At 66.8% G+C, this 19,696-nt stretch carries 20 protein-coding genes and 1 pseudogene; 11 read left to right on the top strand and 10 right to left on the bottom strand.

Annotated features, from left to right (window positions below; genetic code table 11):
• Positions 1-9: 9 nt before the first annotated feature.
• The 5 genes from DM992_RS41440 (at position 10) to DM992_RS01580 (ending at position 3,870) form a co-directional block, all read left to right on the top strand.
• Positions 10-219 (top strand): hypothetical protein, encoded by a 210-nt coding sequence (locus tag DM992_RS41440; RefSeq protein ID WP_162631568.1) that lies wholly within the window; start codon positions 10-12, stop codon positions 217-219.
• 416 nt (positions 220-635) lie between these two features.
• Positions 636-1,130 carry an LEA type 2 family protein gene (locus DM992_RS01595; RefSeq protein WP_111015423.1) on the top strand — a complete coding sequence of 165 codons (495 nt, stop codon included), beginning with the start codon at positions 636-638 and terminating at the stop codon, positions 1,128-1,130.
• 168 nt (positions 1,131-1,298) lie between these two features.
• Positions 1,299-1,631, top strand: a complete 333-nt coding sequence (locus tag DM992_RS01590) for a YegP family protein (RefSeq protein WP_111015422.1) — start codon at positions 1,299-1,301, stop codon at positions 1,629-1,631.
• Positions 1,632-1,756: 125 nt separating this feature from the next.
• On the top strand, positions 1,757-2,890 hold the full coding sequence (locus tag DM992_RS01585) for a class I SAM-dependent methyltransferase (protein ID WP_111015421.1): 1,134 nt from the start codon (positions 1,757-1,759) through the stop codon (positions 2,888-2,890).
• Between the two features lie 89 nt (positions 2,891-2,979).
• Positions 2,980-3,870, top strand: coding sequence for an SAM-dependent methyltransferase (locus DM992_RS01580; RefSeq protein WP_111017765.1), 891 nt, complete (start codon positions 2,980-2,982; stop codon positions 3,868-3,870).
• 49 nt (positions 3,871-3,919) lie between these two features.
• On the opposite strand, the gene DM992_RS01575 is transcribed toward DM992_RS01580, so the two are convergent.
• On the bottom strand, positions 3,920-4,492 hold the full coding sequence (locus DM992_RS01575) for a DUF1415 domain-containing protein (RefSeq protein WP_111015420.1): 573 nt from the start codon (positions 4,490-4,492) through the stop codon (positions 3,920-3,922).
• A gap of 76 nt (positions 4,493-4,568) precedes the next feature.
• Complete coding sequence (locus DM992_RS01570) at positions 4,569-5,189, bottom strand: TetR/AcrR family transcriptional regulator (protein ID WP_111015419.1); 621 nt, start codon at positions 5,187-5,189, stop codon at positions 4,569-4,571.
• A gap of 220 nt (positions 5,190-5,409) precedes the next feature.
• Here DM992_RS01570 and DM992_RS01560 point away from each other — a divergent pair, with 220 nt between their 5' ends.
• From DM992_RS01560 to DM992_RS01550, 3 genes are all read left to right on the top strand, one after another.
• Positions 5,410-6,693 carry an MFS transporter gene (locus DM992_RS01560; protein ID WP_111015418.1) on the top strand — a complete coding sequence of 428 codons (1,284 nt, stop codon included), beginning with the start codon at positions 5,410-5,412 and terminating at the stop codon, positions 6,691-6,693.
• 157 nt (positions 6,694-6,850) lie between these two features.
• A complete protein-coding gene (locus DM992_RS01555; RefSeq protein WP_111015417.1) occupies positions 6,851-7,456 on the top strand; it encodes a nitroreductase family protein in 606 nt (201 codons plus the stop codon).
• 187 nt (positions 7,457-7,643) lie between these two features.
• Complete coding sequence (locus DM992_RS01550) at positions 7,644-8,894, top strand: Hsp70 family protein (protein WP_111015416.1); 1,251 nt, start codon at positions 7,644-7,646, stop codon at positions 8,892-8,894.
• 94 nt (positions 8,895-8,988) lie between these two features.
• On the opposite strand, the gene DM992_RS01545 is transcribed toward DM992_RS01550, so the two are convergent.
• The gene (locus DM992_RS01545) at positions 8,989-9,192 is read right to left on the bottom strand and encodes a cold-shock protein (protein ID WP_034183701.1); all 204 of its coding nucleotides are present in this window, start codon (positions 9,190-9,192) and stop codon (positions 8,989-8,991) included.
• 420 nt (positions 9,193-9,612) lie between these two features.
• Here DM992_RS01545 and DM992_RS01535 point away from each other — a divergent pair, with 420 nt between their 5' ends.
• On the top strand, positions 9,613-11,211 hold the full coding sequence (locus DM992_RS01535; protein WP_111015414.1) for an APC family permease: 1,599 nt from the start codon (positions 9,613-9,615) through the stop codon (positions 11,209-11,211).
• A 109-nt stretch (positions 11,212-11,320) separates the two neighbouring features.
• Here the strand turns inward: DM992_RS01535 and DM992_RS01530 are convergent, their stop codons facing one another.
• The 7 genes and pseudogenes from DM992_RS01530 to DM992_RS01500 form a co-directional block, all read right to left on the bottom strand.
• On the bottom strand, positions 11,321-12,112 hold the full coding sequence (locus tag DM992_RS01530) for a class III extradiol ring-cleavage dioxygenase (RefSeq protein WP_111015413.1): 792 nt from the start codon (positions 12,110-12,112) through the stop codon (positions 11,321-11,323).
• A 210-nt stretch (positions 12,113-12,322) separates the two neighbouring features.
• Complete coding sequence (locus tag DM992_RS01525) at positions 12,323-12,919, bottom strand: UbiX family flavin prenyltransferase (RefSeq protein ID WP_111015412.1); 597 nt, start codon at positions 12,917-12,919, stop codon at positions 12,323-12,325.
• A 34-nt stretch (positions 12,920-12,953) separates the two neighbouring features.
• On the bottom strand, positions 12,954-13,265 hold the full coding sequence (gene grxD, locus DM992_RS01520) for a Grx4 family monothiol glutaredoxin (RefSeq protein WP_011883132.1): 312 nt from the start codon (positions 13,263-13,265) through the stop codon (positions 12,954-12,956).
• A 67-nt stretch (positions 13,266-13,332) separates the two neighbouring features.
• Complete coding sequence (prmC, locus tag DM992_RS01515; protein ID WP_111015411.1) at positions 13,333-14,175, bottom strand: peptide chain release factor N(5)-glutamine methyltransferase; 843 nt, start codon at positions 14,173-14,175, stop codon at positions 13,333-13,335.
• A gap of 7 nt (positions 14,176-14,182) precedes the next feature.
• Positions 14,183-15,265 carry a peptide chain release factor 1 gene (gene prfA / locus DM992_RS01510; protein ID WP_111015410.1) on the bottom strand — a complete coding sequence of 361 codons (1,083 nt, stop codon included), beginning with the start codon at positions 15,263-15,265 and terminating at the stop codon, positions 14,183-14,185.
• An 81-nt stretch (positions 15,266-15,346) separates the two neighbouring features.
• Positions 15,347-16,645, bottom strand: a complete 1,299-nt coding sequence (hemA, locus tag DM992_RS01505) for a glutamyl-tRNA reductase (protein WP_072443011.1) — start codon at positions 16,643-16,645, stop codon at positions 15,347-15,349.
• Between the two features lie 26 nt (positions 16,646-16,671).
• Positions 16,672-17,432 (bottom strand): annotated as a pseudogene (locus DM992_RS01500) (response regulator transcription factor).
• Positions 17,433-17,603: 171 nt separating this feature from the next.
• Here DM992_RS01500 and DM992_RS01495 point away from each other — a divergent pair.
• On the top strand, positions 17,604-17,858 hold the full coding sequence (locus tag DM992_RS01495; RefSeq protein ID WP_034183709.1) for a hypothetical protein: 255 nt from the start codon (positions 17,604-17,606) through the stop codon (positions 17,856-17,858).
• Between the two features lie 18 nt (positions 17,859-17,876).
• Positions 17,877-19,691, top strand: coding sequence for an aminopeptidase P family protein (locus DM992_RS01490; protein WP_111015408.1), 1,815 nt, complete (start codon positions 17,877-17,879; stop codon positions 19,689-19,691).
• Positions 19,692-19,696: the final 5 nt, after the last annotated feature.

The following is a 19,696-nucleotide window of genomic DNA, read 5'->3' as shown; positions in this document are numbered from 1 at the left end:
CCTCGATTGATGAAAGAATCGTTCAGTGCTGTGAAAACGCCGGCAAAAGCAATCCCGTCGCCGTTAATCAACAGCGATGAAAATGCCAATGACGGATTATTCGAAAAAGACGGCGGCCGACTACGTGAAGGTAATCATGGTTTACTGCCCCCTCTGGATTTCCGGATGTCGGTTAACTTGCCGGTTCAAAATGGACGGGCGCGTGTTGTACTGAATTGATTTCGCGCGCACGACACGGGGCGGCACGCCCGGCACGGGCGCGCAATCCCTTTGAACCGACGACCTACGGGGCTGGCCGGGCCAGTCCACAGGACGGAAGGAAGGCGGGTCGCCGTTCCGTAAATTCGCCGTCATGCGGCTTCAAGGTTTGTCGGCCAGCTCGAAGGATGCGTAAATATACTTGATGGTTTTAGGTAAAGGAAACGAAAAATTTAGAAGATGCATCTATTGAATTTTTCCCGCTTCATTGAATGCTGGAAGTCATTAATGCGCTTTCCGTTTAGCTGATGTCTTCGTAGTTTTAATCTATTAACGATCTGGCGCGGCTGCGAAAACTACGAAACCCGGCGTGCGGCGGCATGCTCGGTACAATGCATCGACGACCCGTTCACCGATTGCCGCGAGGAGACTTTCCGATGCCACGAGCCCTGTTCCGTATCGCGCCACTGCGCGCCGTGCTGCTGCTGTTCGCCGCCGTGTTCCTGCTCTGCGGCTGCGCGGGGCTGACGCGCGACCCCGTGCGCGTGTCGGTCGCGGGGCTCGATCCGCTCGTCGGGCAGGGGCTCGAGATGCGTTTCAGCCTGAAGCTGCGCGTGCAGAACCCGAGCGATGCACCGATCGAGTATCACGGCATCTCGGTCGCGCTCGACCTGAACGGCACGCCGTTCGCGAGCGGCGTCAGCGATCGCTCGGGCACCGTGCCGCGTTTCGGCGAGGCCGTGCTCGACGTGCCGGTTTCCGTGTCGGCATTCGCCGCCGCGCGGCAGGCGTGGAACCTGCCCGGCGCGGCCGCGAACGGCGAGCTGCCGTATGCGCTGCGCGGCCGGCTCGCCGGCGGCGCGCTCGGCACCGTGCACTTCAACGACGCGGGCACGCTGCGCCTGCCCGCGATGCCGGGATGGGGCGGATAGCCCGCGCGCCGCGCGGATGCCGGCATCATGCCGGACGAAGCGGCGCGCGCGCCGGCCCTGACCATTTCTGACGATTGAATTGTGTCGACCTTGCATTTTCCCGTCGGGATCGCGCTTAAACTGGCCGGGTCCGGAGGGCCGGACGAACTTTCACCCGAGGGGATCCCAATGGCAGCGAAATTCGTCATCAAGAAAGCGAGCGACGGTCAGTTCCTGTTCCACCTGAAGGCCGGCAACGGCGAGATCATCCTGCGCAGCGAGCTCTACAAGACCAAGGCGTCGGCGGAGAACGGCGTCGCGTCGGTGCGCAAGAACGCGCCGGACGACGCGCGCTACGAGCGCAAGAGTGCGAGCAACGGCCAGTTCATGTTCAACCTGAAGGCCGGCAATCACGAGATCATCGGCACGAGCGAGCTGTACAAGGCCGAAGCGGGCCGCGAGAACGGCATCGCGTCGGTGAAGCAGAACGCGCCCGACGCGGCGCTCGACGACGAGACCTGACGCGCGCGTCCCGGGCGGCGGTGCGTGCCGCCGCCCGCGCTTTGCCGCGCGGGCAAAGCGCGGTATGGTGTGAGCCGCGCGGCGCGATGCCGCCGCCCGTTGAAGCCAACCGTAACCGAGTTCGCGTGACCGATTTCCCCGTTTTCCACTGGACCGGCGCCGACGGCGCCGATCATGCCGTGCGCTGGCGCTCCGAAGCCGGTGTGCAGCCGCCGAAGCGCGCGGTGCCCGCCGACGACAGCCTCACTGCCGACGCGGCCTACCGCCTTGCGTGCGAGGGCACCGCACTCGTCTGGCAGGGCGACTTCCAGAATGCGCGCCAGCTCGTGCAGGCGATGGCACGCCGCGTCGAGCGCAAGCCGAAGAAGGCGAAGGCCGCGGCCGGCGTCGACGCATTCAACCTGCATCGTCTCGCGCAGTCGCAGCGCGCCCGCACGCTCGGGATGCTGCTGATCCCGCTCGACGCCGATTACACGATCCCGCTGCGCCGCGCGCCCGACGTGCGCGCCGCGTGCGAGGAGGCGTACGGCCCCGGCGGCGCGCCGTCGGTCGTGTCGCTTCGCGAACTGCTCGGCCTCGTCGGCGCGCATGAATGGCGCAAGAAGGGCGTGCCGATCCCGGCGCTCGGCGGCGCGCCGATCCATCCGCACTACGGCGTGTTCTCGCCGGTGCGCGGCGAATATGTCGAACTCGTCGCGCGCGCGCCGCTGCCGGCGACGTCGCTCGCGTTCGACGTCGGCACGGGCACCGGCGTGCTCGCGGCCGTGCTCGCGTCGCGAGGCGTCGAGCGCGTCGTCGCGACCGACCAGGATCCGCGTGCGCTCGCCTGCGCGCGCGAGAACGTGGCGCGGCTCGGTCACGCGGATCGCGTCGACGTCGTCGAGGCCGACCTGTTTCCGGCCGGCCGTGCGCCGCTCGTGGTCTGCAACCCGCCCTGGGTGCCGGCCCGGCCGAGCGCGCCGATCGAATACGCGGTCTACGATCCCGACAGCCGCATGCTGCGCGGTTTCCTCGCGGGGCTCGCCGCGCATCTCGAGCCGGGCGGCGAGGGCTGGCTGATCCTGTCCGATTTCGCAGAGCACCTCGGCCTGCGGCCGCGCGACACGCTGCTGCAATGGATCGACGAGGCGGGCCTCGTCGTGCTCGGCCGCGACGACATCCGCCCCGCGCACCCGAAGTCGACCGACGCCGACGATCCGCTGCATGCGGCACGCCGCGCCGAGGTCACGTCGTTGTGGCGGCTCGGCGCCCGAGCCTGACCGCGCATTTTCGGTAAACTGTCGCTCTCCCTCACGAATTCCCGCCGCCGGGCCGTGGTCGACCGACCGTGGCCCGGCGCCGCATCACGATGTCGAACAAGACCCACGAAATCCGCCCGGAGCAGTCCGTCGAGCTGCTGAAGGAACTGCACATCCTCACCCGCGACGGGAAGCTGAACCAGGACAGCCGCCGCAAGCTGAAGCAGGTCTATCACCTGTTCCAGTTCATCGAGCCGCTGCTGGCCGGCGTGCAGGCCGACAAGGGCAGCGTGACGCTCGTCGATCACGGCGCCGGCAAGTCGTATCTCGGCTTCATCCTGTACGACCTGTTCTTCAAGCAGCAGCCGGGGCACGGCACGCCGGCGTTCGCATCGCACGTGTACGGGATCGAGACGCGCGAGGAGCTCGTCACGCGCTCGGCCGAGCTCGCCACGCGGCTCGGGTTCGGCGGCATGTCGTTCCTGAACCTGTCGGTCGCCGATTCGATCACGTCGCCGCAGCTGCCCGAAACGGTCGACGTCGTCACCGCGCTGCACGCGTGCGATACGGCGACCGACGACGCAATCCGCTTCGCGCTCGCGAAGCGCGCGCAGCACATCGTGCTGGTGCCGTGCTGCCAGGCGGAAGTCGCGGGCGTGCTGCGCAGGAACAAGGGCAAGTCGCTCGCGAACGCGCTGACCGAGGTGTGGCGTCATCCGCTGCATACGCGCGAATTCGGCAGCCAGATCACCAACGTGCTGCGCTGCCTGCAGCTCGAAGCGCACGGTTACCAGGTCAGCGTGACCGAGCTGGTCGGCTGGGAGCATTCGATGAAGAACGAGCTGATCATCGCGCAGTACAAGAACCTGCCGCGCCGGCGGCCCGGCGAGCGGCTGAACGAGATCCTCGGAATGTTCGGGCTCGCCGAACTGAACGAGCGCTTCTTCGTGCCGGAGGCCGCGGCAGCGGGCGGCGAGGCCGTCGAGCAGGCCGAAGGCTGACGCGCGAGCGGGCCGAACCGCGTAGCGGCCGGCGCGAGCGCGCGGCGCATCAGACGTCGTCGCCCGGCCGGCGCATCCATTCGCGCCAGCCGTCGTGGCCCAGGCGGCGCAGCGTTTCCTGATTCTTTTCGTAGATCGCGGACGCGTCCGGGAACGCGTCGACCGCGCGCGCGATGCTGTCTTCGCGCAGCAGGTGCAGGATCGGATACGGTGCGCGGTTCGTGTAGTTCTCGATGTCGTCGGGGGCGCTGCCTTCGAACCGGTATTGCGGATGGAAGCTCGCGATCTGCAGCACGCCGTCGAGCCGCAACTGCCGTACGAGCCGGTCGGCGAAGAACAGCGCATCGTTGTAGTCGACGAAGTCGGCGAACGCATGCGGGAAGATCACGAGCGTCGTGTCGACCTGCTGCGGGTCCGCCGCGTCGAGCGCGCGCAGCTCGGTTTCGAGCTCGGCGAGCGCGTCTTCCAGCGTCGTCGCTTCGCTGATCGCATAGCGCACCTGTTCCTTCACATAGACGCTTTTCGCGAACGGGCACAGATTGAGCCCGATCACCGCGCGCGCGAGCCAGTGCCGCGTGGCAGCGAGGATGTCGTCGTGCGATTCGGGGCGGGTGTCGGTCATCGTGAAACCAGTCGGGCGGTAAAGCGGAGAGGGCCGCATTGTAGCGGGCACGCCGGGTTCGGGCATGCACCGCCCGTCACGCGCATGCGGCCTCGATCAACTGCGTGACGAGCGCCGGCGCGATGCCGATCGGCGTTTCGCCGTGCCGGTAGGTCTGGCTCGCCGCATAGATGCCTTCGACCACCAGCGCGAGCGCATCGGCGAGCGCCTGCGGCTGCCGTGCGCCGGCGCCTTCGCACAGCGCGACGAGCCGCTTCATCAACTGTTCCTTGTTCTGCGCGACGCGCTCGCGCGCCGGGTGCGACGCATCCGGGAATTCCGCGGCGACGTTGACGAACGGACAGCCGCGATAGTCCTTCTGCGTCGCGCGCTCGGCAAGATCGGCGAAATACTGGATCAATTGCGCCTTCGGCTGGCCCGGATGCTTGGCGACGCTCGTCTCGAGACGCTCGAAGAAGCACGCGTCCATCCGCTCCAGGTACGCGAGGATCAGTTCGTCCTTCGACGAGAACTGGCGGTACAGGCTCATCTTGTTGACGCCCGCGCGCTCGACGACCGCCTCGACGCCGACCGTGCGAACGCCTTCCCTGTAAAACAGCTCCTCGGCGGCGCGCAGCAGGTGCTCGTGCGCGGTGGCCCCGTCGATCGGCCGGCGCGTGCGGCGCGCTAGCGGTTTGGCGGCTTCGATGCCGGACATGATGACCCTCGACTACGTGATGAATTGCTTGACATGTTACCGACTGGTAACTACGATCGCAACACAGTTGTGACCGGTCGGTAACAATGCTGGTCGGATCGACAGACAAATGCCAAGCATCGGCCCGGGTCAGCCGATGCAGTGTGCGGCGGAGGTGGCCTGGCTGGGTGGGGCGGAGCAGGTGCGATGGCGCTGGAGCCGCCAACTGGAGAACATGAAGATGAACTGGGCGGTGACACGAATCGGCGGACGCTTTCACTACGGATGGCTCGCGGCGGCGGTGGTATTCCTGATCCTGCTGGCGGCAGCCGGCACGCGCGCGACGCCGAGCGTGCTGATGGTGCCGCTCGAGCGCGAACTCGGCTGGAGCCGCGCGGCGATTTCGCTGGCGATCTCGGTGAACATCGCGCTGTACGGGCTGACGGGGCCGTTCGCGGCCGCCGCGATGCAGCGCTTCGGGCTGCGCCCGACGATCCTCACCGCGCTCGTGACGATGAGCGCGGGCGTCGCGCTGTCGTCGATGATGACGCAGAGCTGGCAGATGGTGGTGATCTGGGGCCTGATGGTCGGCTGCTCGACGGGCGTCGTCGCGCTGACGCTGTCCGCAACCTTCGTCACGCGCTGGTTCCATGCGCGGCGCGGCCTCGTGATGGGCATCCTGACCGCGAGCACGGCCACCGGCCAGCTCGTGTTCCTGCCGATGCTCGCGGCGATCGCGCAGCGTCATGGCTGGCGGCCGGTCGTGCTCGTCGTCGCGGTGGCGGCCGCGATCGTGATTCCGCTCGTCGCGTTCCTGCTGCCCGAACGGCCGACCGACGTGCAGTTGCGCCCGTACGGCGAGCCGGCCGATGCGCCGCCCGCGCCCGAAGCGACGAAGGAGAACCCGCTCGCGGTCGCGTTCCGCACGCTGCTGATGGCGAGCCGTTCGCGCGACTTCTGGCTGCTGTTCTTCAGCTTCTTCATCTGCGGCGCGAGCACCAACGGCTATGTCGGCACGCACCTGATCGCGATGTGCAGCGACTACGGGATGACCGAAGTGCAGGGCGCGTCGCTGCTCGCGGCGATGGGAGTGTTCGACCTGTTCGGCACGACGCTGTCGGGCTGGCTGTCCGACCGTTACGACAACCGCGTGCTGCTGTTCTGGTATTACGGGCTGCGCGGGCTGTCGCTGATCTACCTGCCGCATGCGTTCGGCATCGATTTCTTCGGGCTGCCGCTGTTCGCGATGTTCTACGGGCTCGACTGGATCGCGACCGTGCCGCCGACCGTGCGCCTCGCGACCGACGTGTTCGGCAAGGCCGCGGCGCCGGTCGTGTTCGGCTGGATCGTCGCCGGCCACCAGCTCGGCGCGGCATTCGCGGCGCTCGGCGCGGGGCTGCTGCGCGCGAGCCTCGGCACCTACACGATCGCGTCGATGATCTCGGGCGGGCTGTGCATCGTCGGTGCGCTGATCGTGCTGCGAATCAACCGCGGCCCGTCGCGCGCGGCAGCGCAGGCAGCCTGAGCACGCTGGCCCGGCCCGGCCGCACCGCATGGGGCCGGCCATTGCAGGTACGGTGATTTGCATAGCGCGGGGGGATCGGGCGCGCAAATGCTCAAGCGGGTATGCTTGCGGTTCGCCAGGCGTTCGCGCCCCTTCATCGATGTCAGCGAGGAACCGCATGTCCGTCAAACCTGCTCCCACCACTGTTTCGATTCACGATCTGATCGCGGGCCGCTGGAGCCCGCGTGCCTATTCGGATGAGCCCGTCAGCGCCGGCGATCTGCACGCGGTGCTGGAAGCCGCGCGCTGGGCGCCGTCCGCATACAACGCGCAGCCGTGGCGCTTCATCGTATTCGAGCGCACGCAGGACGAAGACGCATTCAAGCGCGCATTCGCGACGCTGGTGCCGTTCAATCAGGGCTGGAATGCGCCGGCGCCCGTGCTGATCGCGGTGACCGCGCATACGCTCACGCCGAAGGGTGAACCGGCGCCGACCGCGCTGTACGACGCAGGCGCCGCCGCGATGTCGCTGGTGCTGCAGGCGCACGCGCTCGGCCTCGCCGCGCACCAGATGAGCGGTTTCGACGTGAAGGCGTTCCGCGACGCGTTCGCGATTCCGTCCGACGTCGCGATCCTGTCGATCATCTCGCTCGGCCACTACGGCAACGTCGACAAGCTCGATCCCGTGCTGCGCGATCGCGAGAAGGCACCGCGTACGCGCCATGCGATCGGCGAGGTCGTGTATGCGGGCGCGTGGAAGAAGAGCTTCGACGCGGCAGCCTGACCTGCCGGGCGGGCGGCTGCATCGTGCACCCCGTCCGCGCGTATCCCCGGCGCGCCAGGCCGCGCGCCGTCGTCACCGAAGCCCGTTCCGCGGCACCGGTGGCGGGCCCCGGTTGTGATCCCGCGGGCTTCATGTTAAAAAGCCCGTCCTTTCCGTTTTCGCGCCGGCCCTGCTGCGGCAACTTCCCATGACTTACTGCGCGATCGATTTCGGCACGTCCAATTCCGCCGTGGCGCTGCCCGACGGCGACGGCATGCACCTCGCGCCCGTCGAGGGCGACCACCTGACGCTGCCCACCGCGATCTTCTTCAACAACGACGAGGAGACGGTCGAGTACGGCCGCGCGGCGCTGGCGTCCTATATCGACGGTTTCGACGGCCGGCTGATGCGTTCGATGAAGAGCATCCTCGGCTCCCCGCTTGCGGAAACGACGACCGATCTCGGCGACGGCAGCGCGATCGCGTACACCGAAATCATCGCGCGCTTCCTGACGCACCTGAAGCGCAAGGCCGAAGCGCGCGCGGGCGCGCCGATCGGCCGCGCGGTGCTCGGCCGGCCCGTGTTCTTCGTCGATGACGATCCGCGCGCCGACCGTCTCGCGCAGGATCAGCTCGAGGCGGCCGCGCGGTCGGTCGGCTTCGCGGACGTTCACTTCCAGTACGAACCGATTGCCGCCGCGTTCGATTACGAATCGCGCCAGCAGGCCGAACGCCTCGTGCTCGTCGCCGATATCGGCGGCGGCACGTCCGACTTCTCGCTGGTGCGCGTCGGGCCCGAGCGGATGGCGCGGCTCGAGCGCAAGGACGACGTGCTGGCTCACCACGGCGTGCACGTCGCGGGCACCGACTACGACCGGCGTGTCGAGCTGGCGGCGATCCTGCCCGCGTTCGGCTACCGTTCGCTCGACCCGGAAGGGCGCGAACTGCCGAACAAGATCTACTTCGATCTCGCGACCTGGCACCTGATCAACACGGTCTACACGCCGAAGCGGCTCGGCGAGCTGAAGCTGATGAGGCACCTGTACCAGGATGCGCAGCAGTACGATCGGCTCACGAGCGTGGTCGAGCAGCGGCTCGGGCATGCGCTGATGGCGCGCGCGGAAGAGGCGAAGATCGGTGTCGCGGCGGGCGGGGAGACGATGATCGACCTGAACGACGTGGAAGAAGACCTGCTGATCGCGTTCGACGCCGATCGTCTCGTCGATGCGAGCCGCGACGACACCGCCCGCATCGTCGACGCCGCGCGCGAGACGGTGCGGCTCGCGGGCGTTGCGCCGCGCGACGTCGGCGCACTGTATTTCACCGGCGGCTCGACGGGGCTCGCGTTCCTGTCGGGTGCGCTCGCGGGCGCATTCCCGGATGCGCAGCCGGTATTCGGCGACCGCCTCGCGAGTGTCGCGACGGGGCTCGGCATTCACGCGCAGCGGCTGTTCGGCTGAATGCAGGCAGCTGCATTCAGCCGTGCCGGATTGGCGTAGAAAAACAAAAAGCCCGCCGAAGCGGGGCTTTTTTACATCAAATCTCGCGCAGAACTTACAGCGGCTTGATGTTCGCTGCTTGCAGACCCTTCGGGCCCGTCTTCACTTCGAATTCGACCTTCTGGTTTTCTTGCAGCGTCTTGAAGCCTTCGGTGCGAATTTCCGAGAAGTGCGCGAACAGATCGTCGCCGCCGCCTTCCGGGGTGATGAAGCCGAAGCCCTTTGCGTCATTGAACCACTTGACGGTACCGGTTGCCATGTTACTTGTTCCTAAAAAGATAAAACGGGGCCGAAGCCCATGGGGTGCGGAAAATCAAGGAAGGGGTAATAGGACCAACCGGAGTACCGTTGATGGGCGAACTACGAAAGAACCAATTCACTCGCCGCTTGAAATCCTGCGAAGTCCTTTATACGGCTAATCGATCGTGTGGTCAACCGTATTTCCATGCTCTCAGGGTTATTGCGTATATCAGGTTTACAAAGCTTGCAGGCAATGCGAATTTTTTGTAGGGGCCGAACGATTTTGGCGCCACGTTCGAGGTGCAACCGTTAAACTACGCGCCGCGCGGACGGGTTGCCCCGATCGGATGACTCGTCCCCCCAAGAATGCGTGCGCGGTGCTGTCCGAGCCGATCCCGGACCGCGGGCCGACCATGCTTTTTGAGACACAGGAGAGGATGTGAAGAGTTCTATTCAACGGAACATCGGCCCGTTTGCATTGATGCTGACGGGGCTGGGTTCGATTATCGGCTCGGGCTGGCTGTTCGGCGCCTGGAAGGCCGCGAAGATTGCCGGCCCGGCGGCGATCTGTGCATGGATCATCGGCGCGGTCGTGATTCTTGCGATTGCACTGACTTACGCCGAACTGGGCGCGATGTTCCCCGAGTCGGGCGGCATGGTGCGCTACGCGCGCTACTCGCACGGTTCGCTGGTGGGCTTCATCAGCGCATGGGCCAACTGGATCGCGATCGTCTCCGTGATTCCGATCGAGGCCGAAGCGTCGATCCAGTATATGAGCACGTGGCCGTATCCGTGGGCGCACAGCCTGTTCGTGAACGGCGAGTTGACGACACCAGGGCTGCTGCTGTCGGCCGTGCTGGTCGTCATCTACTTCATGCTGAACTACTGGGGTGTGAAGGCCTTTGCGCGTGCGAACACCGCAATCACGATCTTCAAGTTCCTGATCCCCGGTCTCACGATCCTCGGCCTGATGCTGACGAGCTTCCATTCGGAGAACCTCGGCACTGCATCCAATGCAAGCTTTGCGCCGTACGGCTGGTCGGCGGTGCTGACCGCAGTCGCGACGAGCGGCATCGTGTTCGCGTTCAACGGCTTCCAGAGTCCCGTGAACCTCGCGGGCGAAGCGCGCAATCCGTCGCGCAGCGTGCCGTTCGCGGTGATCTCGTCGATCCTGATCGCGCTCGTGATCTACGTGCTGCTGCAGGTGGCCTACATCGGCTCGGTGAATCCGGCCGACGTCGCGCAGGGCTGGTCGCACTTCAACTTCTCGTCGCCGTTCGCGGAACTCGCGATCGCGCTGAACCTGAACTGGCTCGCGATCCTGCTGTACGTCGACGCGTTCATCAGCCCGAGCGGCACCGGCACGACCTACATGGCGACGACCACCCGGATGATCTACGCGATGGAGCGCAACAACACGATGCCGAAGATGTTCGGCAACGTGCACCCGCTCTACGGCGTGCCGCGCCAGGCGATGTGGTTCAACCTGCTGGTCTCGTTCATCTTCCTGTTCTTCTTCCGCGGCTGGAGCTCGCTCGCGGCGGTGATCTCGGTTGCGACGGTGATCTCGTACCTGACCGGCCCGATCAGCCTGATGGCGCTGCGCCGCGCGGCGACCGACATCGAGCGCCCGCTGTCGATTCCGCTGATGAAGCTGATCGCACCGTTCGCGTTCGTCTGCGCGTCGCTGATCCTGTACTGGGCAAAGTGGCCGCTGACGGGCGAAATCATCCTGCTGATGATCGTCGCGCTGCCGGTTTATTTCTACTTCCAGGCGAAGTCGGGCTGGACCGGCTGGGGTGCCGACCTGAAGGCCGCATGGTGGCTGGTCGCGTACCTGCCGACGATGGCCGTGCTGTCGCTGACCGGCAGCAAGGAATTCGGCGGTCACGGCTATCTGCCGTACGGCTGGGACATGCTGATCGTTGCCGCGATTTCGCTCGTGTTCTACTTCTGGGGCGTGAATACCGGCTACCGGACCCAGTATCTCGACGAGCGCGAGTCGCACGACGAGATCCTCGAAGGGGTCGGTGTCTGACGCGTGACCTGCCGCCGGATTCGGCGGCGGCAGGAAGCAGCGAAAAAAACCCGCCCGGGCAGTGCCCGGGCGGGTTTTTTGTTTGTCGTCGCCGGTTGTCTCGCGGAATTCAGGCGGCCGCGCTCGCGAACACGTAGTTCGTCATCGCGAGCACGCGCTGGTAGGTGCCGAGCGACTGGATGCCGAGCTGGTAGTCGTCGTCCGCCGCGCCGAGCGCCGTGAACACCGGCAGCAGATGTTCGTCGGTCGGATGCATCAGCGCCGCATGCGGTGCCTGCCGGCGGTAGTCGAGCAGCGCGTCGACGTCGCGCGCGGCGAGCTTCGCCTCGAACCAGTCGGTGAATTCCGCCACGCGCGGGTCCGCATCCTCGGGCGCCGCGCCGAAATCGGCGGCACGCAGGTTGTGCGTGATCTGGCCCGAGCCGATCACCATCACGCCTTCGTCGCGCAGCGGCCGCAGCGCGCGGCCGAGCGCGAAGTGATGGGCCGCGTCCGCGCGCGGCTGGATCGACAACTGCGCGACTGGCACGTCGGCCTCAGGGAACATCAGCAGCATCGGCACCCACGCGCCGTGGTCGAGCCCGTGCTCGGTCGTCGCGGTCGCGATGCCGGCCGCGTTCAGCAGCGCGGCCGCGCGCTCGGCGACCTCGGGGGCGCCCGGCGCCGGATAGCGGATCTCGTACAGCGCGCGCGGAAAACCGTAGAAGTCGTGGATCGTTTCCGGGTGCGCGGCGACGCTCGCAACCGGCTGTTGCGTGCCCCAGTGCGCGGACAGCATCAGCACCGCGCGCGGGCGCGGCAATTGGGCGCCGAGATGCGTGAACGCACCGGACGGCAGCGTCGGGTCGATCGGCAGCGTCGGCGCGCCGTGGGACAGGTACAGCGAAGGCAAGCGGTTCATGGCGGTGGCCTGCAAAAGGATTTGCCTGTGACTATAGGCGCGCACCGTGCATTGATAAATCCGCGTCGCGGAATTTGATTGATGCTTGTTTGTTGATAATCGTCGCGATGCAATGCGTTCTGGTTTGGGTAGACGTCAGTACGCGTGAAATCGAATGAGTTGTCGATTGAATCGGCGCAGATGCACGAAGAAGTAGGTGCGGCGATCGGCTTACTGCGCGTGCCGGATGCCGGCCCACGGCGTCGTCAGCGGTGCGCTGAGCGCGAACAGGTCGAGCACGCGGGCGACGGTCTGGTCGACGAGTTCCTCGATCGTCTTCGGCATCGCGTAGAACGCGGGCAACGGCGGAAAGACGATGCCGCCCATTTCGGTGACGGCGGTCATATTGCGCAGATGCGCGAGGTTGAACGGCGTTTCGCGCACCATCAGCACGAGACGGCGGCGTTCCTTAAGCGTGACGTCGGCCGCGCGCGTGATCAGGTTGTCGGACAGCCCGTGCGCGACGCTCGCGAGCGTCTTCATCGAGCAAGGTGCGATCACCATCCCGTCGGTCGCGAACGAGCCCGACGCGATCGTCGCGCCGACGTCGCGCACCGAATGCACGACGTCCGCACGGCTTTCGACATCGGCCTTCGGCAGCTTCAGTTCATGCTGGATGTTGAGCCAGCCGGCGTTCGAAATCAGCAGATGCGTTTCGACGCCGCCGGCGGCACGCAGCAGGTCGAGCAGCCGCACGCCGTAGATCGCGCCGGTGGCGCCGGTGATCGCAACGATCAGCCGGCGTGGCGGCGCGCTGGGAGATGCCATCGAAAGGGGGCGGGTGGGGCGTGGGTCGGGCGCGTTAAGCGGCGGCGAACAGTTGCTGCAACTCGCCCGACTGGTACATCTCCATCATGATGTCCGAGCCGCCGATGAATTCGCCCTTCACGTAGAGCTGCGGGATGGTCGGCCAGTTCGAGAATTCCTTGATGCCCTGGCGGATCTCGTCGTCCTCGAGCACGTTGACCGTCTTGAACTGGTCGACGCCGCAGGCCTTCAGCACCTGCACTGCGCGGCCCGAGAAGCCGCACATCGGGAATTGCGCGTTGCCCTTCATGAAGAGCACGACCTGGTTTTCGTCGACGATTTGCTTGATACGTTGTTGGGTGTCCATGACTGACCTTGCGTTTGCGGGGCGTTAGATCGAAATGATAGCGGATTTCAACCGGGCGGGCCGGGCATCAGCCCGTCAGGCGGCCGCCGGTCGTGCGTTCGATCGCAGCCAGATCGGCGAGCGATTCGACCGCGACGAAACCGTGCGACGACAGCGCCGCGCGGACGGCTTCGGCCTGGTCGTAGCCGTGCTCGATCCACAGCGTGCCGCCCGGCTTCAGGTAGGCGCCAGCGCCCGCGACGATCATTCGGATCGCGCTGAGGCCGTCGGCGTCGTCGGTAAGCGCGCCGCGCGGCTCGAAACGCAGGTCGCCCTGCGCGAGGTGCGGATCGTGCTGCGCGATGTACGGCGGGTTGCTGACGATCGTGTCGAATGCGAGCGCCGGATCGAGCGCTGCGTACCAGTCGCTCTGCAGCCAGTGCAGCAGGCCACCGGGGCGGTGCGCGTCGAGCAGCTTGTCGGCATTGCGTTGCGCGACTGCGAGCGCGGCCGGCGAACGGTCGAGCGCCCACACGCGTGCATCGGGACGCTCGGCGGCAATCGACACGGCGATCGCGCCGCTGCCGGTGCCGAGATCGAGCACGGCTGGATGCGGCAGCCCGTCGATCGCGTCGAGCGCGGCTTCGACGAGCAGTTCGGTTTCGGGGCGCGGGATCAGCACGTCCGGCGTCACGTCGAACGGCCGGCCGAAGAATTCGCGCATCCCGACGAGCTGCGCGACCGGCTCGCCGGCCACGCGGCGCGCTTCGAGCGCGCGATAGCGTTCGACCGCGGCAGCGTCGAGCGGCGCGTCGCCACGCGTGATCAGTTGCGTGCGGGTCCAGCCGAGCGCGTGCGCGAGCAGCACGCGCGCATCGACCGCGTCGAGCGGCGACGCGCGCAGCAGTTCGTCGGCGGTGGTGTCGGGCATCGCGGCCTCAGTCGGCGTCGCCGAGCGACGCGAGCAGTTCGGCCTGGTGCTCGCTGACGAGCACGCCGATCAGTTCATCGAGATCGCCGTCCATGATCGCCTCGAGCCGGTACAGCGTCAGGTTGATCCGGTGGTCGGTCATCCGGCCTTGCGGGAAGTTGTAGGTGCGGATCCGCTCCGAGCGGTCGCCGGAGCCGATCAGGCTCTTGCGCGTCGCCGCTTCCTTCGCGTGCTGCTCGTGATACTGCTTGTCCTTGATGCGCGCGGCGAGCACCTTCAGCGCGCGATCCTTGTTCTTGTGCTGCGAACGGTCGTCCTGGCACTCGACGACGATCCCGGTCGGGATGTGCGTGACGCGCACCGCCGAATCGGTCTTGTTGATGTGCTGGCCGCCCGCGCCGGACGCACGGAACGTATCGATCCGCAGGTCGGCCGGATTGATCTCGACCTCGCCGATCTCGTCGGCTTCCGGCATCACCGCAACCGTGCACGCGGACGTATGGATGCGCCCCTGCGTCTCGGTCGCCGGCACGCGCTGCACGCGATGGCCGCCCGATTCGAACTTCAGGCGCGAATACGCGCCCTGGCCCGCGATCCGCACGATCACTTCCTTGTAGCCGCCGAGATCCGACGCGCTCTCCGACATCATCTCGACCTGCCAGCGATGGCGTTCCGCGAAGCGCAGGTACATGCGCAGCAGGTCGCCCGCGAACAGCGCCGATTCGTCGCCGCCCGTGCCCGCGCGGATTTCGAGGAAGATGTTGCGATCGTCGTTCGGATCCTTCGGCAGCAGCATTTTCTGCAACTCGACCTCGAGGCGGCCCATGCTCTCTCGCGCGCTGCGGATCTCGTCCTCGGCGAAATCGCGCATCGACGGATCGGCGAGCAGCTCCTGCGCGGCCGTTTCGTCACTGCGCGACTGGCGCCACAGCGCGTACTGCTCGACGACCGGGCCGAGTTCCGCATGTTCGCGCGTCAGCTTGCGGTACTGATCGAGATCGGCCGTGACGTTTTCGCGGCTCAGCAGGTCGTTCAGTTCGGCCAGCCGTGTGGACAGCTGGTCGAGCTTGCGTTGCATGCTCGTCTTCATGGTGTGGAGCGGCGCTCCCGGGCAAGGGTATTCGAAAAGGATAGGCCGGCTCGCGGCCGGCGGCAGGGCGACCGGCCGGCGCTAGTGGCCGGACTGGTCGTTCGACCGCGGCGCGTGCTGGTAGAAGCCGCGCATCAGGTCGATCAGCGAATCGCGATCGGCGCCGTTCACGCGGTTGAGCGCGCTGGTCGGGCCGTGGATCAGCTTGTTGGTCAGCGCCTGCGACAGCGCTTCGAGCACGGCGGCCGGATCGTCGCCGCGCGCGAGCAGCTTCTGCGCCTTGTCGACTTCGGCACGGCGAAGCGCGTCGGCCTGCGTATGCATGTGACGAATCACCGGCACGACGCTGCGCGTGTCGAGCCATTGCATGAAGTTCTGCACGCGTGTCTCGATGATCGCTTCAGCCTGCGCGACCGCCGCCTGGCGCGATGCGTTGCCTTCGCGCACGATCGCGCCGAGATCGTCGACGGTATAGAGGAACACGTCCTTCAGCTTGCCGACTTCGGGCTCGATGTCGCGCGGCACCGCGAGGTCGACCATGAAGATCGGCCGGTGGCGGCGCGCCTTTACCGCACGCTCGACCGCGCCGAGGCCGATGATCGGCAGCGTTGACGCCGTACACGACACGATGATGTCGAATTCCTGCATGCGGGCCGGCAGATCCGCGAGCGGCATCGCGCGGCCATTGAAGCGTTCGGCGAGCCGCTGGCCGCGTTCGGCCGTACGGTTCGCGACGACGAGTTCGCGCGGGCCTTGCGCGGCGAAGTGCGTCGCGCACAGCTCGATCATCTCGCCGGCGCCGATGAACAGCACGCGCTGATCCGACACCTTTTCGAAGATCCGCTGTGCGAGGCGAACCGCGGCGGCGGCCATCGACACCGATTGCGTGCCGATCTCGGTCGTGCCGCGTACTTCCTTCGCCACCGCGAACGTGCGCTGGAACAGCTGGTTCAGATAGGTGCCGAGCGCGCCGGCTTCCGTCGCGGTGCGCACGGCGTCCTTCATCTGGCCCAGAATCTGCGTTTCGCCAAGCACCATCGAGTCGAGGCCGGATGCGACGCGGAATGCATGGCGGACCGCTTCCGACTGCGGCAGCGCATATACGTGCGGGGCGAGTTCGTCGACCGGAATCCGGTGATACTCCGACAGCCAGCGGAGCGCGCCTTCACGAGCCGCGCGATCGTCGGTCGCGCAATACAGTTCGGTGCGGTTGCAGGTGGAGAGGATCGCCGCTTCGGGCGTATTGGGCGCCTGGGGCCCGAGAAACACGTTCTTGAACGTGACGAGAGCTGGCTTGATCTGCTCGAGCGGAAACGCCACGCGTTCGCGCAGGGCGACAGGCGCAGTGTGGTGATTGATTCCGATCGTGAGGAGTTGCATATCGAGGGCTATCGTTTAGCCACATATTATAGCGTTTCAGCGATTTCCTCACTCACCGCATACCGGGCATCGGCGTGGTGCAACCGGGAATTTGGGGCTCGATCGGTACGCGGTCGAGCTGGTAGCCATAGCCGTAGAGCGGCAACAGGCGGTAGCCATGCTCCGGAAGCAACTGCAACTTGCTGCGCAGCCGGGACGCATGCGTATCGAGCGTGCGCGACTTCATGTCGCGGCGGCGGGCCCACACCGTTTCGAGGATATGGGCGCGCGACACGGGCCGCGACAGGTTCGCGAACAGCAATTGCGCGAAGCGGAACTCCTTGGGCGTGAGTGAAACGATTGCGTTGCCGAAGCGCACAAGGTAATGCGTCGCGTCGAATGCGTATTCGCCATACATTTCGCGCGAGCGGGTCGGCGGCCGGCGTACGCCGGCGCGCCGGCTCAGCGCGTTGACGCGCGCGAGCAGTTCGGGACCGCTCACGGGGCGCACGAGGCAATCGTCGGCGCCCGCGTGCAGGCACGATACGATTTCGCTTTCGCGCGGCAACTGCATCACGGCGATGGCCGGCAGCCCGGGCAGGATCGTCTGCGCGCGCGGTATGACTTCCTCGGCAGGCTGGTCGCCGGCCCAGTTGCCGGTGATCAGCATGTCGCAGGTGTCGGTGGCGAGCCATTCGAAGAACGCCGTGCTGGACGAAAACGCGTGGCACACGTGACCGCCTGCAAAGAGCAGGCGGTTCAGGAGTGCGGCATGGCGCGCCTCCGGATCGATCAGAGCGATTCGCATGAGAATTTCTTCAATACGGCAGCCGGTGCGCGCTTGCCATAACGTCGAGTCGGCCCCTACACTCGAACGTTCGCGGCGCCCGGCTGGTCTCGGGTTCGATGGATGAATCGATGCTAGCCGCTGGCAACGTTCACGCCTATTGGACGAATCCGAATTTATAGAAGGCGTTGAATGAACTGGTTTGGAATCCTTGTCCTGGGAGCGGCCGTCGGGCTGTTCGGCCGATGGCTGCACCCGATGCGGCGCACGGGCCGGCCGGCGTGGTGGATCGCGGTGCTCGTCGGCATCGTGGGTGCGGCTGCCGCCCGCATGGCCGGCAATCTCTCGGGACTGTTTTACGATGGCGAGACGCTCGAATGGCCGGTCTGCACCGGCGTCGCGTTCCTTGCCGTAGCCGTGACGGTCGCGCTGTCGGCCCGTCGCTGAATGCTCTCAGGTGAAATCATGAATGCCCGTCTTCCCGAAGTCTCGTCGGTGCCGGCTCGCCTCGCGCTGCTGCGCGGCGCCATGGCCCGCGAGGACCTGGCCGCCTATCTCGTGCCGTCCGCCGATCCCCATCTGTCCGAATACCTGCCCGAGCGCTGGCAGGCCCGCCGCTGGCTGTCCGGTTTCACGGGCTCGGTCGGCACGCTGGTCGTGACCGCGGATTTCGCGGGGCTGTGGGTCGACAGCCGCTACTGGGTGCAGGCCGATGCCGAACTGGCCGGCACGGGCGTGCAGTTGATGAAGATGACGGGCGGGCAGCAGAGCGCGCCGCATGTCGACTGGCTCGCGCAGAACGTGGCAGCGGGCGCGACGGTCGGCGTCGACGGCGCTGTGCTCGGCGTCGCGGCCGCGCGCGGGCTGACGGCCGCGCTGAGCGCGCGCGGCATCGCGCTGCGCACCGATCTCGATCTGCTCGACGCGATCTGGCCCGAGCGGCCGGGGCTGCCCGGCGACGCGGTGTTCGAGCACGCGGCGCCGCAGGCCGACACGACGCGCGCGAGCAAGCTGGCCGAAGTGCGCCGCGCGATGCACGCGCAGGGCGCGCAGTGGCATTTCGTGTCGACGCTCGACGATCTGGCCTGGCTGTTCAATCTGCGGGGCGCCGACGTCAACTTCAATCCCGTGTTCGTTGCGCACGCAATGATCGGCGCCGATCGCGCGACGCTGTTCGTCGCCGACGGCAAGGTGTCGCCGGCGCTGGCCGCGTCGCTCGCGCAGGACGGCGTCGACGTCCGTGCATACGATGCCGCACGCGCATCGCTCGCGGCGCTGCCCGACGGCGCGACGCTGCTGGTCGACCCGCGTCGCGTGACGTTCGGCACGCTCGGCGCTGTGCCGGCCGGCGTGAAGCTCGTCGAGGCCGTGAATCCGTCGACGTTCGCGAAGTCGCGCAAGACGTCCGCCGAGATCGAGCACGTGCGCGTGACGATGGAGCACGACGGCGCCGCGCTCGCTGAATTCTTCGCCTGGTTCGAGCAGGCAGTGAACTGCGAGACGATCACCGAACTGACGATCGAGGAGAAGCTCACGGCCGCGCGCGCACGGCGTCCCGGCTATGTGTCGCCGAGCTTCGCGACGATCGCCGGCTTCAACGCGAACGGCGCGATGCCGCATTACCACGCAACGCCCGAGTCGCACGCGACGATCGCCGGCGACGGGCTGCTGCTGATCGATTCGGGCGGCCAGTACGTGACGGGCACGACCGACATTACGCGCGTGGTGCCGGTCGGCACCGTCAGCGACCTGCAGCGGCGCGATTTCACGATCGTACTGAAATCGATGATGGCGCTGTCTCGCGCACGCTTCCCGCGCGGCATCCGCTCGCCGATGCTCGACGCGATCGCGCGCGCGCCGATGTGGGCGGCCGGGCTCGACTACGGCCACGGCACGGGGCATGGCGTCGGCTATTTCCTGAACGTGCACGAGGGCCCGCAGGTCATCTCGCACTACGCGCCGGCCGAGCCGTACACGGCGATGGAAGAGGGGATGATTACGTCGATCGAGCCGGGCGTGTACCGCCCCGGCCAGTGGGGCATCCGGATCGAGAACCTGGTCGTGAACCGCGCAGCCGGGAAGACCGAGTTCGGCGATTTCCTCGCGTTCGAGACGCTGACGCTGTGCCCGATCGACACGCGCTGCGTGCTGATCGAGATGCTGCACGACGAAGAGCGCGCGTGGCTGAACACGTATCACGCGACGGTGCGCGAGCGGGTCGGCCGGCACCTGAGCGGCGACGCGAAGGCGTGGCTCGACGCACGCACGCAGCCGCTCTGACGCGA

It is taken from the genome of Burkholderia sp. JP2-270 (assembly GCF_003233675.1).
Classification (GTDB): Bacteria; Pseudomonadota; Gammaproteobacteria; order Burkholderiales; family Burkholderiaceae; genus Burkholderia; species Burkholderia pyrrocinia_C.
The sequence above is the reverse complement of the archived record's forward strand: the minus strand, read 5'-3'. Positions and strand labels throughout refer to the sequence as shown.

Bases quoted from the DNA above. Each gene is read 5' to 3' on its own strand.
- prfA (WP_111015410.1), bottom strand. From the start codon at position 15,265: ATGAAGACGAGCATGCAACGCAAGCTCGACCAGCTGTCCACACGGCTG.
- DM992_RS01550 (WP_111015416.1), top strand. From the start codon at position 7,644: ATGACTTACTGCGCGATCGATTTCGGCACGTCCAATTCCGCCGTGGCG.
- DM992_RS01570 (WP_111015419.1), bottom strand. From the start codon at position 5,189: ATGTCCGGCATCGAAGCCGCCAAACCGCTAGCGCGCCGCACGCGCCGG.
- DM992_RS41440 (WP_162631568.1), top strand. From the start codon at position 10: ATGAAAGAATCGTTCAGTGCTGTGAAAACGCCGGCAAAAGCAATCCCG.
- DM992_RS01530 (WP_111015413.1), bottom strand. From the start codon at position 12,112: ATGAACCGCTTGCCTTCGCTGTACCTGTCCCACGGCGCGCCGACGCTG.
- DM992_RS01525 (WP_111015412.1), bottom strand. From the start codon at position 12,919: ATGGCATCTCCCAGCGCGCCGCCACGCCGGCTGATCGTTGCGATCACC.
- DM992_RS01555 (WP_111015417.1), top strand. From the start codon at position 6,851: ATGTCCGTCAAACCTGCTCCCACCACTGTTTCGATTCACGATCTGATC.
- prmC (WP_111015411.1), bottom strand. From the start codon at position 14,175: ATGCCCGACACCACCGCCGACGAACTGCTGCGCGCGTCGCCGCTCGAC.
- DM992_RS01495 (WP_034183709.1), top strand. From the start codon at position 17,604: ATGAACTGGTTTGGAATCCTTGTCCTGGGAGCGGCCGTCGGGCTGTTC.
- DM992_RS01545 (WP_034183701.1), bottom strand. From the start codon at position 9,192: ATGGCAACCGGTACCGTCAAGTGGTTCAATGACGCAAAGGGCTTCGGC.
- DM992_RS01595 (WP_111015423.1), top strand. From the start codon at position 636: ATGCCACGAGCCCTGTTCCGTATCGCGCCACTGCGCGCCGTGCTGCTG.
- DM992_RS01580 (WP_111017765.1), top strand. From the start codon at position 2,980: ATGTCGAACAAGACCCACGAAATCCGCCCGGAGCAGTCCGTCGAGCTG.
- DM992_RS01575 (WP_111015420.1), bottom strand. From the start codon at position 4,492: ATGACCGACACCCGCCCCGAATCGCACGACGACATCCTCGCTGCCACG.
- hemA (WP_072443011.1), bottom strand. From the start codon at position 16,645: ATGCAACTCCTCACGATCGGAATCAATCACCACACTGCGCCTGTCGCC.
- DM992_RS01560 (WP_111015418.1), top strand. From the start codon at position 5,410: ATGAACTGGGCGGTGACACGAATCGGCGGACGCTTTCACTACGGATGG.
- DM992_RS01490 (WP_111015408.1), top strand. From the start codon at position 17,877: ATGAATGCCCGTCTTCCCGAAGTCTCGTCGGTGCCGGCTCGCCTCGCG.
- grxD (WP_011883132.1), bottom strand. From the start codon at position 13,265: ATGGACACCCAACAACGTATCAAGCAAATCGTCGACGAAAACCAGGTC.
- DM992_RS01590 (WP_111015422.1), top strand. From the start codon at position 1,299: ATGGCAGCGAAATTCGTCATCAAGAAAGCGAGCGACGGTCAGTTCCTG.